The organism is Rhodococcus parequi, from assembly GCF_046042785.1.
GTDB classification, from domain to species: domain Bacteria; phylum Actinomycetota; class Actinomycetes; order Mycobacteriales; family Mycobacteriaceae; genus Prescottella; species Prescottella parequi.
This window is the reverse complement of the sequence record NZ_JBDLNV010000008.1, coordinates 138,276-153,432: the sequence shown is the minus strand read 5'-3', so window position 1 is coordinate 153,432 and position 15,157 is coordinate 138,276. Positions and strand designations below refer to the sequence as shown.

General features: G+C 69.9%; 13 protein-coding genes. 4 read left to right on the top strand and 9 right to left on the bottom strand.

What is annotated here, in order from left to right; genetic code table 11:
* The first annotated feature begins 12 nt into the window (after positions 1–12).
* Positions 13–1,344 carry a phosphatase PAP2 family protein gene (locus ABEU20_RS21595; protein WP_420166426.1) on the top strand — a complete coding sequence of 444 codons (1,332 nt, stop codon included), beginning with the start codon at positions 13–15 and terminating at the stop codon, positions 1,342–1,344.
* Between the two features lie 72 nt (positions 1,345–1,416).
* Here ABEU20_RS21595 and mnhG read toward each other — a convergent pair whose 3' ends face one another.
* The 6 genes from mnhG to ABEU20_RS21565 are packed head-to-tail and all read right to left on the bottom strand — an operon-like array spanning position 1,417 to position 7,579.
* Positions 1,417–1,755 carry a monovalent cation/H(+) antiporter subunit G gene (gene mnhG / locus ABEU20_RS21590; RefSeq protein WP_420166425.1) on the bottom strand — a complete coding sequence of 113 codons (339 nt, stop codon included), beginning with the start codon at positions 1,753–1,755 and terminating at the stop codon, positions 1,417–1,419.
* Positions 1,752–2,012, bottom strand: a complete 261-nt coding sequence (locus ABEU20_RS21585) for a monovalent cation/H+ antiporter complex subunit F (RefSeq protein ID WP_420166424.1) — start codon at positions 2,010–2,012, stop codon at positions 1,752–1,754. Before ABEU20_RS21585 ends, mnhG begins: the two co-directional genes overlap by 4 nt.
* Positions 2,009–2,581, bottom strand: a complete 573-nt coding sequence (locus tag ABEU20_RS21580; protein ID WP_420166423.1) for a Na+/H+ antiporter subunit E — start codon at positions 2,579–2,581, stop codon at positions 2,009–2,011. Before ABEU20_RS21580 ends, ABEU20_RS21585 begins: the two co-directional genes overlap by 4 nt.
* Positions 2,578–4,179, bottom strand: coding sequence for a Na+/H+ antiporter subunit D (locus tag ABEU20_RS21575; protein WP_420166422.1), 1,602 nt, complete (start codon positions 4,177–4,179; stop codon positions 2,578–2,580). The genes ABEU20_RS21580 and ABEU20_RS21575 overlap by 4 nt, the downstream gene beginning before the upstream one ends.
* Positions 4,176–4,745: a Na(+)/H(+) antiporter subunit C gene (locus tag ABEU20_RS21570; RefSeq protein ID WP_420166421.1), complete on the bottom strand. Its 570-nt coding sequence runs from the start codon at positions 4,743–4,745 to the stop codon at positions 4,176–4,178. Before ABEU20_RS21570 ends, ABEU20_RS21575 begins: the two co-directional genes overlap by 4 nt.
* Positions 4,742–7,579, bottom strand: a complete 2,838-nt coding sequence (locus ABEU20_RS21565; protein ID WP_420166420.1) for a Na+/H+ antiporter subunit A — start codon at positions 7,577–7,579, stop codon at positions 4,742–4,744. Before ABEU20_RS21565 ends, ABEU20_RS21570 begins: the two co-directional genes overlap by 4 nt.
* 196 nt (positions 7,580–7,775) lie before the next feature.
* Between ABEU20_RS21565 and ABEU20_RS21560 the strand changes: the two genes are divergently transcribed.
* On the top strand, positions 7,776–8,198 hold the full coding sequence (locus ABEU20_RS21560) for an NUDIX hydrolase (RefSeq protein ID WP_420166419.1): 423 nt from the start codon (positions 7,776–7,778) through the stop codon (positions 8,196–8,198).
* 84 nt (positions 8,199–8,282) lie between these two features.
* Here ABEU20_RS21560 and ABEU20_RS21555 read toward each other — a convergent pair whose 3' ends face one another.
* Positions 8,283–9,599, bottom strand: coding sequence for a hypothetical protein (locus ABEU20_RS21555; RefSeq protein WP_420166418.1), 1,317 nt, complete (start codon positions 9,597–9,599; stop codon positions 8,283–8,285).
* An 84-nt stretch (positions 9,600–9,683) separates the two neighbouring features.
* Complete coding sequence (locus tag ABEU20_RS21550; RefSeq protein WP_420166417.1) at positions 9,684–11,186, bottom strand: MFS transporter; 1,503 nt, start codon at positions 11,184–11,186, stop codon at positions 9,684–9,686.
* A 168-nt stretch (positions 11,187–11,354) separates the two neighbouring features.
* Between ABEU20_RS21550 and ABEU20_RS21545 the strand changes: the two genes are divergently transcribed.
* Both ABEU20_RS21545 and ABEU20_RS21540 read left to right on the top strand, forming a co-directional pair.
* Positions 11,355–12,017 carry a TetR/AcrR family transcriptional regulator gene (locus ABEU20_RS21545; protein WP_420166416.1) on the top strand — a complete coding sequence of 221 codons (663 nt, stop codon included), beginning with the start codon at positions 11,355–11,357 and terminating at the stop codon, positions 12,015–12,017.
* 100 nt (positions 12,018–12,117) lie between these two features.
* Positions 12,118–12,870, top strand: a complete 753-nt coding sequence (locus ABEU20_RS21540; protein WP_420166415.1) for an isocitrate lyase/PEP mutase family protein — start codon at positions 12,118–12,120, stop codon at positions 12,868–12,870.
* A 12-nt stretch (positions 12,871–12,882) separates the two neighbouring features.
* Here ABEU20_RS21540 and ABEU20_RS21535 read toward each other — a convergent pair whose 3' ends face one another.
* Positions 12,883–15,060, bottom strand: a complete 2,178-nt coding sequence (locus ABEU20_RS21535) for an AAA family ATPase (protein ID WP_420166414.1) — start codon at positions 15,058–15,060, stop codon at positions 12,883–12,885.
* Between the last annotated feature and the right edge of the window lie 97 nt (positions 15,061–15,157).

Genomic DNA, 15,157 nt, shown 5'->3' with positions numbered 1-15,157 from the left:
CCGCCGTTTACTATGAACGGCGTGTTGGTGGACGGTGGTGCGCGAACGGAGCCGGTGCGGCTCTCCGACCGGACCCGTAATTACCTGATCGGTGGCGTCATCGCCGCCGGCATCGTGATCTTGATCGCGCTGCAGATCTTCGCGTCGGCGCGGGGTTTCGAGGGACCACTGACGAGTCTGCTCAACGATTTCGTCGGGACCCCGAAGTCGGCGTCCGTGCCGTGGGCCGGGCTCGCGCTCGCGATGGTGGGGCTCACCAACCGGCAACGGGTGCTGGCGCTGTCGAGCGCGCTGGTCATCGATGTCGTCGTCGCCGGGATCCGCTACCTCGCGGGCGGATCGCTCACCGTCGGCAACGGCGCGGTGATCGTGCTGACCGCGATCGGCGTCTGGGCCGGTTGGAAATGGTCCGGCGAGCAGCGCCGCAACGCACTCATGGGCGTCGGCCTCGGCGCGCTGCTGATCGTCGCCACCAAGTTCGGCGACGTGTGGCTGCACATCACCGTTCTCGCCGGTCCGCAGGTTCTCGACCAGTACGTCCAGCTCGCCGATCACGCGCTCGGCAACCCGTCGTGGGTGATGGGCAACATCGTCGACGCCACCGGGTCCGTCGGCTATGCCGTCCTGCACTGGGTGTACATCGAGCTGCCCGTGGCCGCGATCGTCGTGGCGCTGTACCAGCTGCGCAAGGGCTGGCCGTCGCACCACCTGGTCCGCACGTTCCTGCTGATCGGGCTGATCGGGCCGGTGTTCTACATCCTGTTCCCGGTGGTGGGCCCGATCTTCGCGTTCGGCGCCGACGGCAACGGCTTCCAGGTGGGCGACTTCTGGCCGTCCGTGGTCCCGTTCGACCTGACGCCGTCGCCCATGCCGTTCGACGACGCCACCCCCCGCAACTGCATGCCCAGCCTGCACACGGCGTGGGCGCTCGCGCTGTTCCTGCACTCACGGCAAGGGCCGCGCTGGCTGCGCTGGGGCGGCACGTTCTGGCTGGTCTGCACGCTCAGCGCGACCCTCGGCTTCGGCTACCACTACGGCGTCGACCTCATCGCCGGCGCCGTCCTGACGCTGACGCTCGAATCCGCGCTGCGCGCCCCCGAGCGCGGGTGGGGCTGGTTCCGGGTGCGTCTCGTCGCCGGTGGTGCCGTGCTGCTGGCCGCGCTGCTGCTGAGTTACCGGTTCCTGGCCGTGGAGATCGCCGAGTATCCGATCGTCTCCGCGCCGCTGCTTCTCGGAGTCCCCGCCCTCTTCGCCTACGGCTACTGGCGCACCTTCTACCGTGCCCCCGCCTCCTCGCGTTTTGCGCACTTATCGCTCCCGGAGGACGCCCCGACCGCGCGCTGAGTGCGCGAAACGCGGGCGTGGGGGCCGCGTCGGCGCGTTAAGTGCGCACAACGCGGGGGAGTGGAACGCAGGTCAGCGGAAGGTGCCCGGATCGTCGTCGTGGTTCATGAGTAGGCCGTCGCGCCCGCGCTGCTCGCGGTAGGCGACGCGGCCGACACTGTGCGCGATCACCGGCGCGGTCAGCAGCGTGAACAGTCCGATGAGCACGAGCATCCAGATGTCGACGTTGCCGTGCAGTCGGATCACCGCGCCGACCAGCACCAACACCAGGCCGACGACCTGCGGTTTGGTGGCCGCGTGCATGCGGGACAGGGTGTCGGGGAAGCGGACGATGCCGATCGCCGCGGTCAGCGCCAGTAGTGATCCGACGAGGATGCAGATCGCGGCCAGGACGTCGAGGAAGGTGTTCACGAATCGTCACTCACCCGGAATCGGGCCACACTCACCGAGCCGACGAAGCCGACCAGGGCGAGCGCGACGATGGCGGGCACGATCGTGGTGTCGCCGCTGTACGCCGCCCACACCGACAGTCCGCAGATCGCGGTGGCGATGAGGGTGTCCATCGCGACCAGACGGTCGAGGCTGCCCGGCCCCGCCAGCAGCCGGTAGGTGGTGAGCAGCGCCGCCACCACCAGCATCACTCCGGCGATGATCATCACGACCGTCATGCTCGGTCCTCCCTGCCCTCTTCGTGGTACTCGTAGTCGCGCAGATGCCACGGCGCCGGCTGCCACTCCGAGTCGCGCTCGAACGCCGCGATGAACAGCCGCTCGAGCTGTCGTGTGGTCCGGTAGAACTGGTCGACGGCCTTGGTGGTCCCGACGTCGAGGACGTGCACGTACACCGCGCGTCGCGCCTGGTCCACCTCGAGCACCATCGTGCCGGGGATCAGGTTGAGCACGTCGACGCACAGCGTCAGCACCAGGTCGGACTTGATGCCGAGCTTGCAGCGCAGCACCCCGGTGACCGGCGGCGGACCGGGCCGGACGGCCAACCACGCCACCTGTGCACTCGACTGGGCGGCGTAGAAGATGATCATTCCCACGAGCTTGACCATCGACAGCACGTGCACGCGGCCCTCGACGGGGACCCGCGGCAGCGGCAGGAGCCACATGATCAGCAGGCCGACGACGATGCCGCCGAGCAGGTTCGCGACGCTGAAGGTGCCCCACAGCAGGATCCACACCACCGTCAGCCACGCGAGGATGCCGACGCGGAGTACGCGTTCGCGGGTCATCGGTCACCTCCCTCGCCGAGGACGGCCGTGATGTAGACGTCTCGATTCTGCAGGTCGTGCGCCGCCCGGTCACTGATGCCGATCATCGGACCGGCGAACAGCGTGAGCGCGAGGCCGACACCGACCAGTCCGATGGTCGGCAGCAGCATGAACACCGGCATCCGTCCGACGTCCTCGCGATCGACGAACGCGATGTCCTCCTCGGACTCGTCGATCAGGGCCGACGGGCTGACGTCCGCGAGGTCGCCCTCGGGAGCCTCGGCGCGGGCCCGCCAGAATGCCTTGGTCCACACGCGGGCCACGACGTACAGCGTCAACAGGCTGGTGACGGTGCCGCCGGCCACCAGCATCCAGGACAGGGCGCTCGGGTGCGCCACACCGGCCTGCAGCAGCGCGATCTTGCCGATGAATCCGGAGAACGGCGGGATGCCGCCGAGGTTGAGCGCCGGGATCAGGAACACGATCGCCAGCACCGGGCTGGCCGCGGCGAGGCCGCCGAGGCGGCGCAGCGACGACGACCCGGCCTGCCGTTCGATGAGGCCCACCACCAGGAACAGCGTGGTCTGCACGACGATGTGGTGCGCCACGTAGTAGACGGCGCCGGACAGGCCCGACTGTGTCGACAGCGCGACACCGAAGATCATGTAGCCGATGTGGCTGACCAGGGTGAACGACAGCAGACGTTTGATGTCGGTCTGCGCGATGGCACCGAGGATGCCCACGATCATCGTCAGCAGGCCGCACACCATCAGCACGTTGTCGAGCTCGCCCTGCGGGAACAGCAGCGTGTGCGCGCGGATGATCGCGTACACGCCGACCTTGGTGAGCAGGCCCGCGAACACCGCGGTGACCGGGGCCGGGGCGGTGGGGTAGGAGTCGGGCAGCCACGTCGACAGCGGGAACACCGCGGCCTTGATGCCGAACGCCACCAGCAGCACACCGAAGATCGCCATGCGGGTGCCGACGGGGATGTCGTCGAACCGCAGCGCCATCTGCGCGAGGTTGAGGGTGCCCGTGGCGGCGTACGCGAACGCGATGCCGCACAGGAAGATCAGCGACGACACCATCGACACCATGACGTACGAGACGCCGGCCCGGACACGATCGGCGCTCGCCCCCAGGGTGAGCAGCACGAAGCTCGCGGCGAGCAGCACCTCGAACCCGACGTACAGGTTGAACATGTCGCCGGCGAGGAACGCGTTGCACACGCCCGCGGTCAACACCAGGTACGTGGGCAGGAAGATCGACACCGGTTGGTGCTCGTGGCCGTCGCGGATGCCCTGGCCGATCGAATAGATCATGACGGCGAGCAGCACGATCGACGAGACCAGCAGCATCAGCGCCGACAGGCGGTCGACGACCAGCGTGATGCCGATCGGGGTGTCCCAGCCACCCACTTGGATCGCGGTGGTGCCGTGCCGGTCCGCGAGGTACAGCAGCATCGCCGAGACGCCGGTGACGCCGATGAGCGCGGCGAGGGTGATCCAGCGCTGCGCAGTGGGCCGTCGGCCCACGATCAGCGTGATCGCCGCGGCGATCATCGGGATCAGGACGGGCAGCGGTGCCAGCGTGCCGATGAGTTCGGGGGAGAGCGTCATCGCTTACCTCCCGGGGTCCCTGACATTCCTGATTCCAGTTCGTCGTCGTCCCCGTCCTGCAGGGACTCGTAGGCCGAGTAGTCCTCGGGATCCTCGAGTTGGTCCACGGGAATGGGATTGCCCTCGGCGTCGAAGGCGTCGCCGCTCTTGGACGGGGCACCGGTGAGCGGGTCGTCGGAGCGGTCGCGGTCCGGCGCCTCGGCCGGCGTGCGCCGCTTGGAGACCTTGGTGTCCTCGGGATCGTCCTCGACCCGGTCCGCCGTATTGATCTTGAACGATCGGTAGGCGAGGGCCAGTACGAACGCCGCGATGCCCATCGTGATGACGATCGCGGTGAGGATCATCGCCTGTGCCAGCGGGTCGGCCATCTCCTCGTGCACCGATTCCCGGCCCACGATCGGAGGATTTCCGGAGCGTCCGCCGACCGTGAGGATCAGCAGGTTGACGGCGTTGCCGACCAGCAGCAGGCCCAGCAGCATGCGGGTGATGCTGCGCTCGATCAGCAGGTACACGCCGGCGGAGGTGAGGACACCGATGACGATCAGGGACGCGAGGTCGGCGTTCATCGGGCGTTCACCTCCTCCTTGGCGTCGAGGCGGGCCCCGAGACTGCGGAGCACGTCGAGCACCAGGCCGACCACGATCAGGTACACCCCCAGGTCGAAGAACAGCGCGGTGACGAGTTTGATGTGGCCGAGCAGCGGCAGCGTCACCTCGAACACCGCCGACGACAGCGGCGGCGCACCGAGGAAGAGCGACGTCAGCGCGGTGCCCGCGGCGAGGGCGAGGCCGAGGCCGAGGATCTTGCCGGCGTCGATCGGCACCGTCTCGCCGAGTTCGTAGCGGCCGCCCGCGAGGTAGCGCAACACCAGTGCCAGGCCCGCGGTCAGACCGCCCGCGAAGCCGCCGCCGGGGGCGTTGTGGCCCGAGAAGAAGAAGTAGATCGACAGCACCATGATCGTCGGGAAGATCAGGCGCGTGGTCACCTCGAGCACCAGCGAGCGATGCCGCGGGTCGATCAGGTCGCCGCCGCGCAGCCACGTCGTCTCCGTGCTCGACGACGCCGCATCGAGCACGACGGACGGGGCGTCGGACACGCGCGGTGCGACGCCGAACCGGCGGTGCCGGAACACGAGGCTCGCGACGCCGGTCGCGGCGACCAGCAGCACCGAGATCTCGCCGAGGGTGTCCCACGCGCGGATGTCGACGAGCAGCACGTTCACCACGTTGCGGCCGTTGCCGAGCGCGTACGCGGCCTCGGGCAACTGGAGGTGGATGGGTGTCGAGCTGCGGGCGTTCATCGCGTACGCGGCGATCGTGGTGACCGCGGCGCCGACGCCGAGCGCGAGTAGCGCCCGCGGGAGCTTGAAGCCGATGGCCTGCCGCTCGTCGATCTCGGCGGGCAGCTTGCGCAGCACCAGCACGAAGATCACCAGCGTCAGCGTCTCGACCAGGAACTGGGTGAGCGCCAGGTCGGGCGCGCCGTGCAGCGCGAAGATCACGCCGCAGCCGTAGCCGCTGAGTCCGACGAGGATCACTGCGGCCAGACGGTTGCGCAGGACGGTCGCGGCCAGCGCGGCGGCGATCATCATCAGTCCGACGGTGAGCTGCAGCGGCGACTCCCACAGCCGGATCTCCGCCCACACGTCGGTGCGCAGCGCCAGCAGGATCACCGGCAGCAGCACCAGCGTCGCGAGGATCGTCGACTGGGTCAGCGGCAGCGAACCACGCTGCGTGAAACCGGTGAGCCGCATCGACAGGGTGTCCATGCCGCGCAGCGTCGCGTCGTACACCCGGTCGGCGTTGCCGAGCGGCGGATGCTGGAACCGCAGCCGCTGGACGGCCCAGCGATGCGCGACGAACAGCACCGTGCCGAGCACGACGATCGCGACGGTGAGCAGCAGCGGGGTGTTGACGCCGTGCCACAGCGCCAGGTGGTAGTCGGCGTGCGGGCCCGCGGGCAGCGTCGTCGAGTATGGCGTGAGCAGCTTCTCGAGCTGCGACGACAGCGGTCCGGCGACCAGTCCGGCGACTGCGAGCAGGGCGGGCGGCGCGAGGAACAGGACGCTGGGGGCGTGCATGTTCGCGACCGGGGCGCTCGGCTGGCGCAGCCGCTTGCGGCCGAACGCGCCCCACACGAATCGGATGCTGTAGGCGACGGTGAGGATCGAGCCCAGCGCGATCGCCGCGACGACGGTGGTGCGTGCCCACGGCTCGAGCACGTCCGTCTGCAGGATCGATTCGAGCGCGGCCTCCTTGCCGACGAACCCGAGGAACGGTGGCAGACCGGCCATCGACGCCGCCGCGAGCGCCGCGACGACGGCCAGCCATGGCGCCTCGGCACCGAGGCGCGCGAGTTTGCGGATGTCGCGGGTGCCGGTGGTGTGGTCGATGATGCCGACCACCATGAACAGCGCGGCCTTGAACATCGCGTGCGCGACGACCATCGTCATGCCGGCCAGCGCGGCATCGCGGGAGCCGACACCCACCAGCACCATCAGGAAGCCGAGTTGGCTGACAGTGCCGAACGCGAGCACCAGCTTGAGGTCGAACGATCTGAGCGCGCGCCAGCCGGCGAGCAGCATCGACGCCAGTCCGAGCACGATGATGGTGACCCGCCACGGTGGCGAGTCGGCGTACCCGGGCGCGAGCCGCGCCACCAGGTAGATGCCGGCTTTGACCATTGCCGCGGCGTGCAGATAGCCGGAGACCGGGGTGGGCGCGGCCATCGCGCCGGGCAACCAGAAGTGCAGCGGCACGATCGCCGACTTCGACAGCGCACCGATCAGGACGAGCACGATCGCGACGCTCGCGAGCCAGCCGCTCGCCGGGTTCGCGATGACGTCGGACAGGTTGTAGCTGCCCACCTGCTGGCCGAGCATGATGATGCCGACGAGCATCGCGAGACCGCCCGCCGTGGTCACCAGGAGCGCCTGCGTGGCGGCACGTCGACTGGTGGCGCGTTCGGCGTAGTGGCCGACGAGCAGGAACGACAGGACCGTCGTCAGTTCCCAGAACGTGTAGAGGATCAGCATGTTGTCGCTGGTCACCAGGCCGAACATGGCGCCCGCGAATGCGACCATCTCGGCGGCGAAGATGCCGAGGCGCGGTTCGTCGTCCGTGAAGTAGCGGGCGCAGTACACCAGGATCAGCGCGCCGACGCCCAGGACCAGCACCGACATGATCGCGGCGAGGGAGTCGAACCGCATGTCGATGTTCATCGCCAGGCCGGGCACCCACTGGATGCTCAGGCTCTGCTCGGTGCCCCAGTTCGCGATGACCCAGCCGAGGCTCGCGAGCGGTACCAGTGCGAGCGGGAAGAACGCGTTGCGTCCTATTGATCGCACGACGAGCGGAGCCAGAACGGCGGCTATCGCGTGGGCGATCAATATGACAAGCAAATGGCACTCCGTCGGGTTGTGGGGCGGCGGGGTGACGAATCGGCGTGAACCGAGAGTCGGGCAGACCGTTCGCTAGCTAGCAAAGTGGACTACGAAGTCCATCCTACTAAGTGCTCGAGTTGACGCCTCAATCGGGATAAACGGACAAAAGGGTTCCTCGGGGCGGAGCGGCTCGGACGGGAGTACGTTCCAACGGGTGTCCGAAGAGAACCCCACCGTCATCCGTACCGCCGCCCTCGCCCACATCCGCGACCGCCGGATGCTGCAGGCGCGCTCGGTCGGCAAGACCGCGTTCTACATGGCCGGCGGTAAGATCGACCCAGGTGAGACGCCCGAGCAGGCCCTGCATCGGGAGGTTCGCGAGGAGCTCGACGCCGGGATCGTGGACGGCACCGTCGTCGAATTGGGTGTTTTCGAAGCACCCGCCTTCGGACACCGCCCCGGAACTCACCTGCACATGACGTGCTTCCTCGCCGACCTCACCGACGAGCCCCGCGCCACCAGTGAGGTCGCCGAGATCCGCTATTTCACCGAGGCCGAGTACGCCGCGATGCCCGAGACGGCTCCCGGCTCCCGGCTCGTCTTCGCACGGTTGCGAGAGTTGGATCTCGTCGACTGACGATTTGTGACGGACGTCCGACGCCTGACGCCTGACGCCGCTCCCGAACTGACCCCGCGCGGACGCGATCGCGTCCGCCGGAGGTCAATCCGGGAGCGGGGCGGACTGCTGCCTTCGCTGCCCGCGGATCGCGAGCGCGCAGAACACGACGACGAGCAGCATCGCGACGGCGGCGGTGCGGTCGAAGGTGGTGGACGGCGAGATCGCGGTCCAGCCCGTGGACAGCGGCACGCCGGGCAGCGGTTCGTAGGCCCCGCTGTAGATCACGAACGACGTGGTCGCACCCACCACCGCAGTGAACACCACCGACAGCAGTGGCACGACCAGGCCCAGCGCTGCGACGGCTCTGCTGTCGGGCAGGGTCGACGCCAGCGCCAGCCCGATGCCGACACCGAGGACCGCGAGCTGGACGAGCACCCACGCTCGGTTGTCGGTGGCCGCCGGTGCGATCAGGACCGACAGCGGAACGAGCGCGAGGACCGCGACAGCGATGATGGGCACCCGAAGCCACTTGCTGACGGCGACACCGACCGCGACGGCCACGACGCCGACGACTGCCGGCACCCAGGGCCGGAGCCAGAGGTAGTCCTGGCCGAGCACCGTCGCGACGAACGGCGTCACCGCCGCCACCGCAGTGGCCGCGAGCAGGAACGGCGCGTCGAGGCGTCGTGCCCAGAACTCGGTGAGCGCGACGACCAGCACCAGGCACAGCGCGATGACGACCCACTGCCGGAACTGCGACCCGGTCTGCCGGTCGATCCACTCGCCGAGCAGTCGGTGTGCGAGGGCGAGGGTCACCACGGCGGCCAGCGCGCCGAACGCGGTCTCCCGGTCGATGCGCTCGGGTACGGCGTCGTCGAGCACCACGCACACCGCGGCGAGCACGAGCGCCGGAATCAGGATCCACCAGAACGGTTCGCCGAGGATCGAGGTGCTCGGGTGCCAGCCCACATGGGCGGTGTGCGCGACGACGAACGTCGCACCCACCGCGCCGACGAGCGTGAGTTGCGGGATCGGACGCGACCACACCGCCGCGACCGCCGCGCCCAACAGGACGCCGCCGGCAAGGCACTTGGCGTAGTACAGGAGCGTCAGCTGGTCGAGGTCGCTGACGCCCGACACCGTCAGCCGGGCCGCGATCAGCACGGCCGTCGCGACGACCGCGGTGATCCATGCGGGGCGCGTCGACGACGCCCGCAGCAGCACCGCGCATGCCACGACGACGAGGACGCAGCCGACGGCGACACCGGTGGACTGGGTGTCGTTCCAGCGGCTCAGCTGGCTCTCGGTCGCGGCGAAGTTCGCCTGCCACTGGGTCGGATTGACGAGCACGAACGTGGCCAGCACCCCGGCGAAGAGGGCGGCGACGGCGGACAGGGACACGCGGACGGTCGGAGTCACCGACCCGACGCTACCTGGCGCGCAACGCGTTCCGGCGGCGACCACGCACTGCGTGATCGCCGCCGTCCAGGCGCACGGATGATGTCAGTGCGCCATCACCAGCTGTCCCTCGGGCGCGTCCGCCGCTGCGGGCAGCTTGCCGCCGGGTAGCAGGAACGCCGAGATCACCGCTCCCGCAGCGAAGATCGCGGCCGACCACCAGAACGTGGTGGTGTAACCGTGCACTGCCGCGAGCGCCTGGCTCTGCGGGGTGGGGACGGCGTCGGACAGGTAGCTCGTCGCGGCGGTCGCGGCGATCGTGCTGAGCAGTGCGGTGCCGATCGAGCCGCCGACCTGCTGCATGGTGTTCACCGTCGCGGAGGCCACACCGGCGTCCTCGGGGCGGACGCCGGTGACCGCGCCCTGCATGCCGGGTGCGAACACCATGCCCATGCCGACGCCGAGCAGCACCAGGCCGGGCAGGATGTGCGGTGCGTAGGTACTGGTGACGGTCAACTGGGCGAGCAGGACCATGCCGGCCGCCACCAGAGCGAGGCCGGTGGTCATCAGCGGCCGTGGACCGAACCGGGGCAGCAGCACGCTGGTGGAGGTGGTTGCCGAGATGACCATGCCCGCGACCATCGGCAGGTAGGCCACCCCGGTGATGACCGGGCTGTACTGCAGGACCGTCTGCATGTAGTAGGTCAGGAACAGGAACACCGCGAACATGCCGGTGCCGGCGATGAACATGGCCAGGTAGGCCCCTCCGCGGGTGCGGTCGAGCACCACCCTCAGCGGCAGCAGCGGATGCGCGACGCGGGTCTCGATGACGACGAAGATCGCCAGCAGGACCGCGCCCACCAGGAGCCACGCGATGGTGGCGCCGTTGGACCAGCCGTGCGACTCGGCGTGGGAGAAGCCGTAGACGATGCTGAACAGTCCGGCGGACACCGAGACCGTGCCGGGGATGTCGAGTCGGGGCCGGTGCTCGGCCTTGTGCGGAGCCATCATCAGTACCGCGCCGACGAGTGCGACGGCCGCGAAGACCAGGTTGACGTACAGGCTCCACCGCCACGAGGCCCACTCGGTGAGTACGCCGCCGAGCAGCAGTCCCACGGCGCCGCCTGCGCCCGCGACCGCGCCGAAGATGCCGAAGGCCTTGGCGCGCTCGTCGGGCTTGGTGAAGGTGACCGAGAGCAGGGACAGCGCGGCGGGGGCGAGCAGTGCGCCGAAGACGCCCTGGCCGGCGCGCGCAGCGACCAGCATCGGGAAGTTCACTGCAGCGCCGCCGACTGCAGACATCGCGGCGAAGCCGACGAGGCCGATGACGAAGGTGTTGCGGCGGCCGAACAGGTCGCTCAAGCGCCCGCCGAGCAGCAGCAGGCTGCCGAAGGCCAGCGCGTAGGCGGTGACCACCCATTGGCGGTCGGCGTCGGAGAACTCGAGTGATTTCTGGGCGGCGGGTAGCGCGATGTTCACGATGGTCGCGTCGAGTACGACCATCAGTTGGGCCAGTCCGATGACGGCCAGGACCAGCCAGCGAAGACGGTGTTCCCGCGTCTGCTCTCCCGGCGCGGTCTCCGGCGGATCGATTGTGGTGCTGCTCATGAGGAACCCCTCTGGACGTGGGTCGTGGTGCGAGTCACCGAGATGGATTGAAGCGGAGGAGTAAGCTCCACTTAGGTCACCGTACGCCTAAGTGGAGGAGATATCTCCACTTGATTTTCTCCCGCGGAGCGGTTTGTCCGGGTATGTCGTGATTTCGGGGATGGCAGAATGAAAATCGTGAGCACCGTCACAGGAGGTCGCCGGCTACGCGCCGACGCTGAGCGCAATCGCCGCAAGATTCTCGACGCGGCGGCGGAACTGTTCGCCACCCGCGGCATCGACATCACCCTCGACGACGTCGCGCGGCACGCAGAGGTCGGCGTCGGCACCGTCTACCGCCGCTTCACGTGCAAACAGGAACTCGTCGACGGCGTGTTCCAGCAGCACATGGACGACCTCGCCGACAGTGCGAGCGCCGCCCTCGAATGCGTGGATCCGTGGGAGGGGTTGGCCGACTTCGTCGCTCTCACCTGCGAGAAGATGGCGCTCAACCGTGGCATGGCCGACGTCTTCTTCACCGGCGACGAGGGCCGGGAGCAGGTCGCCTGCGCGCGCGAGCGGGTGACGCCGGTGGTCGATGCCCTGATCGCCCGAGCCCGTGACGCCGGTGCGCTGCGACCCGACGTCACCGTCAACGATCTCTTCGCGGTCAGCCGGATGGTCGAGTCCGTCATCGACTTCGTCCGACCGGTCGCGCCCGAGGCCTGGCGCCGCTACCTCGCGCTGGTGCTCGACGGTCTGCGGGCGGAGGGAGCGGAGCGCACGCCGCTGCCGGCGCCGTCGCTGACCGACGATCAGGTCGAGCAGGCGAAGGCGTCCTGCAGGCGGTAGTCCCTCCGGGCTCGCGTCCGGAGAGGGTGAGCGGAAGGAGTGGTCGACGCCCGCCGGCGTGCCACGATGGTCTTCCCACTCCGCGACGCGAGGACTGCACATGACTGCGATCACCCAGAAGGCGAGCGATCTGCTTGCACTGCACCAGCCGGGGAACCCCGTGATCCTTCCGACGGTGTGGGACGCCTGGTCCGCGAACCTCGCCGCCGAGGCGGGATTCGCGGCGCTGACCGTCGGAAGCCATCCGGTCGCCGACTCGGTGGGCCGGCCCGACAACGAGGGTATGACGTTCACGGAGCTGACGACGCGCGTCGCGCAGATCACCGCGGCGGTGGATCTGCCGGTGTCCGTCGACATCGAGGCGGGCTACGGCCTGCAGCCGCAGCAGCTGATCGACGGTCTGGTCGAGGTCGGCGCGGTGGGCCTCAACATCGAGGACACCGTGCACAGCGAGGGCGGCCGGTTGCGCGAGGCGCAGGAACACGCGGACTTCGTCGGTGGCCTGCGCGCTGCCGCGGACGCGGCGGGCGTGCACGTGGTGGTCAACGCGCGCACCGACCTGTTCCTGAAGCAGGTCGGAGACGAGGCGGATCGCGTCGAGCGGGCGATCGCCCGGCTCACCCTGGCGGCCGAGGCCGGGGCCGACGTGCTGTACCCGGTCGGCTTCCACAGCGACGACGTGTACCGGCAGCTCACGTCGGCACTGCCGTTGCCCGTCAACGCAATTGCCGATCCGGTGCGCGGCGGCAAGGCCGACTTCGCGGCCCTCGGCGTCGGCCGGGTCAGCTTCGGTCCGCTGCTGCAGGCCGCCCTGGCCGTGCGGGCGAACGAACTGCTCGCCCGCTGGCAGTAGGGCGGCTGTGCGTCAGCGGTTCTCGGCGTACGCCTTGAGGTGCGCCACCTGGTCGGGATCGAGCGAGGGGCGCACCTTCTCGCGGGCCGCGGCGACGTCGGCGGCCGTGACGTCGGCGGCGTCGACGTCACGCCGCATCGCCGCGAGCGCGGCCTCGCGCAGCAGCGCCGAGCAGTCCGCGGCGGAGTAGCCGTCGAGATCCTGAGCCAGGGCGTCCAGGTCCACGTCGTCGGCGAGCGGCACCGACTTGCCCGACGTCCGCAAAATCTCCCTGCGCGCGTCCGCGTCCGGCGGCGGCACGAACACCAGGCGCTCGAGCCGTCCGGGCCGCAGCAGCGCGGGGTCGATGAGGTCCGGCCGGTTGGTGGCGCCGAGGACCACGACGTCGCGCAGGGGTTCGACGCCGTCGAGTTCGGTGAGCAGTGCGGCCACGACGCGGTCGGAGACGCCGGAGTCGGAGCTCTGGCCGCGGCGCGGGGCGAGGGCGTCCACCTCGTCGAGGAAGATCAGCGACGGGGCCGAGTCGCGGGCCCGCTGGAACAGCTCGCGCACCGCCTTCTCGGAGGAGCCCACCCACTTGTCCATGAGTTCGGCACCCTTGACGGCGTGCACGCTGAGCTGACCCGAACTGGCAAGGGCGCGAACGAGATACGTCTTGCCGCAACCGGGCGGACCGTACAGCAGGACGCCCCGCGGCGGGTCGACGCCGAGGCGCGCGAACGAGTCGGGGTGCTGCAGCGGCCACAGCACCGCCTCGGTGAGCGCCTGTTTGGTCTCGACCATGTCGCCGACGTCGTCGAGGGTGACGCTGCCGATCGCGAGTTCCTCGGTGCCCGAACGCGACAGCGGGCGGATCACCTCGAGCGCGCCCACCAGGTCGTCCTGCGTCAGCTTCGGCTCCGCCTTGTCGCTGCTCGCGCGGGACGCGGCGCGCAGTGCCGCCTCCCGGCACAGTGCGGCCAGGTCGGCGACGACGAAACCCGGTGTCCGCGACGCGATCGCGGGCAGATCCAGGTCGGCGGTCGGCACCTTGCGGAGCAGCAGTTCGAGGAACTGGCGACGTCCGGCGCCGTCGGGCAACGACAGCGACAGCTCGCGGTCGCACAGGTCCTGCGCGCGCAGTCGGTCGTCGAGGTCCTCGGGATGCGCGGTGGTGGCGACGAACGCCACCGACTCGGTGTCCACGGCGCGGCGCAGTTGGTCGAGGATCAGCGTCGAGACGGGTTCGCGGGTGGCCGGCAGCAGCGCGTCGATGTCGGTGACGAGCAGCACGCCACCGGAGCGGACGGCGTCCACGGCCGCGGTGACCCGCTCGAGCCGCGACTGTGCCTCGGACGCACCGACTCCCGGACCGTCGAGTTCGACCACGCGGCGCTTGGCGAGCACCGAGCGCGCGAGCGTCGACTTACCGACGCCGGCCGGCCCGGTGACGAGCACCCCGAGATGCGGTGACGCGCCGAGTTTCTGCAGCAGTTCCGGCTCGTCGAGGGCGAGCGTCAGCCACTCGGACAGCTTCGCGGCCTGCGCGTGCGCGCCGACGAGGTCCTCGACCGGCACGACGTCGGCCTCCCGCGGCTCGACCACCGTCGGTGCGGCCGACGTCGTCGGTGCGGGCGTGGCGTGCGTGACACCCGCACCCCAGCGCACGGCCGAGTTCGGTTGCACGCTCACCGGTCCGCCCGACGGGTCGACGCCCGTGACGGTCAGCAGCTCCGACGTCCACGTGACGCCGAAGGTGCGCGACAGGGCCTGCGCGGCCGACGCCGTGCTGGTGCCGGGACCCAGGTCGCGGGGCAGCAGCGACACGGCGTCGCCGACGGTGAGGACCTTGCCGAGCAGTGCCTGCCGCAGCGTCGTGTCGGAGATGGACTGCTGCGCCATCGCCGATCCGCTCACCGTGACGGTGCGGGCGCCGTACACCGCGACCGGCGCCACGACCACGGTCGCGTCCTCGCGCAGACCGGCGTTCGAGAGCGTGACGTCGTCGAGCAGTGCCGTCCCGGTGGGGGTTCCGGTCGGCGCGATGCCGGCGACCGCCGCCGTCCGGCGCGCCCCGATCAGTGAGATCGCGTCCCACTCCCGCAGCCCGAGCGCCGCGAGCGCCTCCGGGTGCAGGCGCACCACCCCGCGTCGGGCGTCCGCCGCGGACGTGTTGAGTCGGACCGTGAGCGTCAGTTCGGGTGAGGTCACGCCGTCCAGCCTAGTGCGGCCCGTCGCGTCCCCTGTCTCCCCGCGTTTTGCGCACTTATCGCGCCCGCGCGCCCCTCCCTCCCGCGTTTCGCGCACT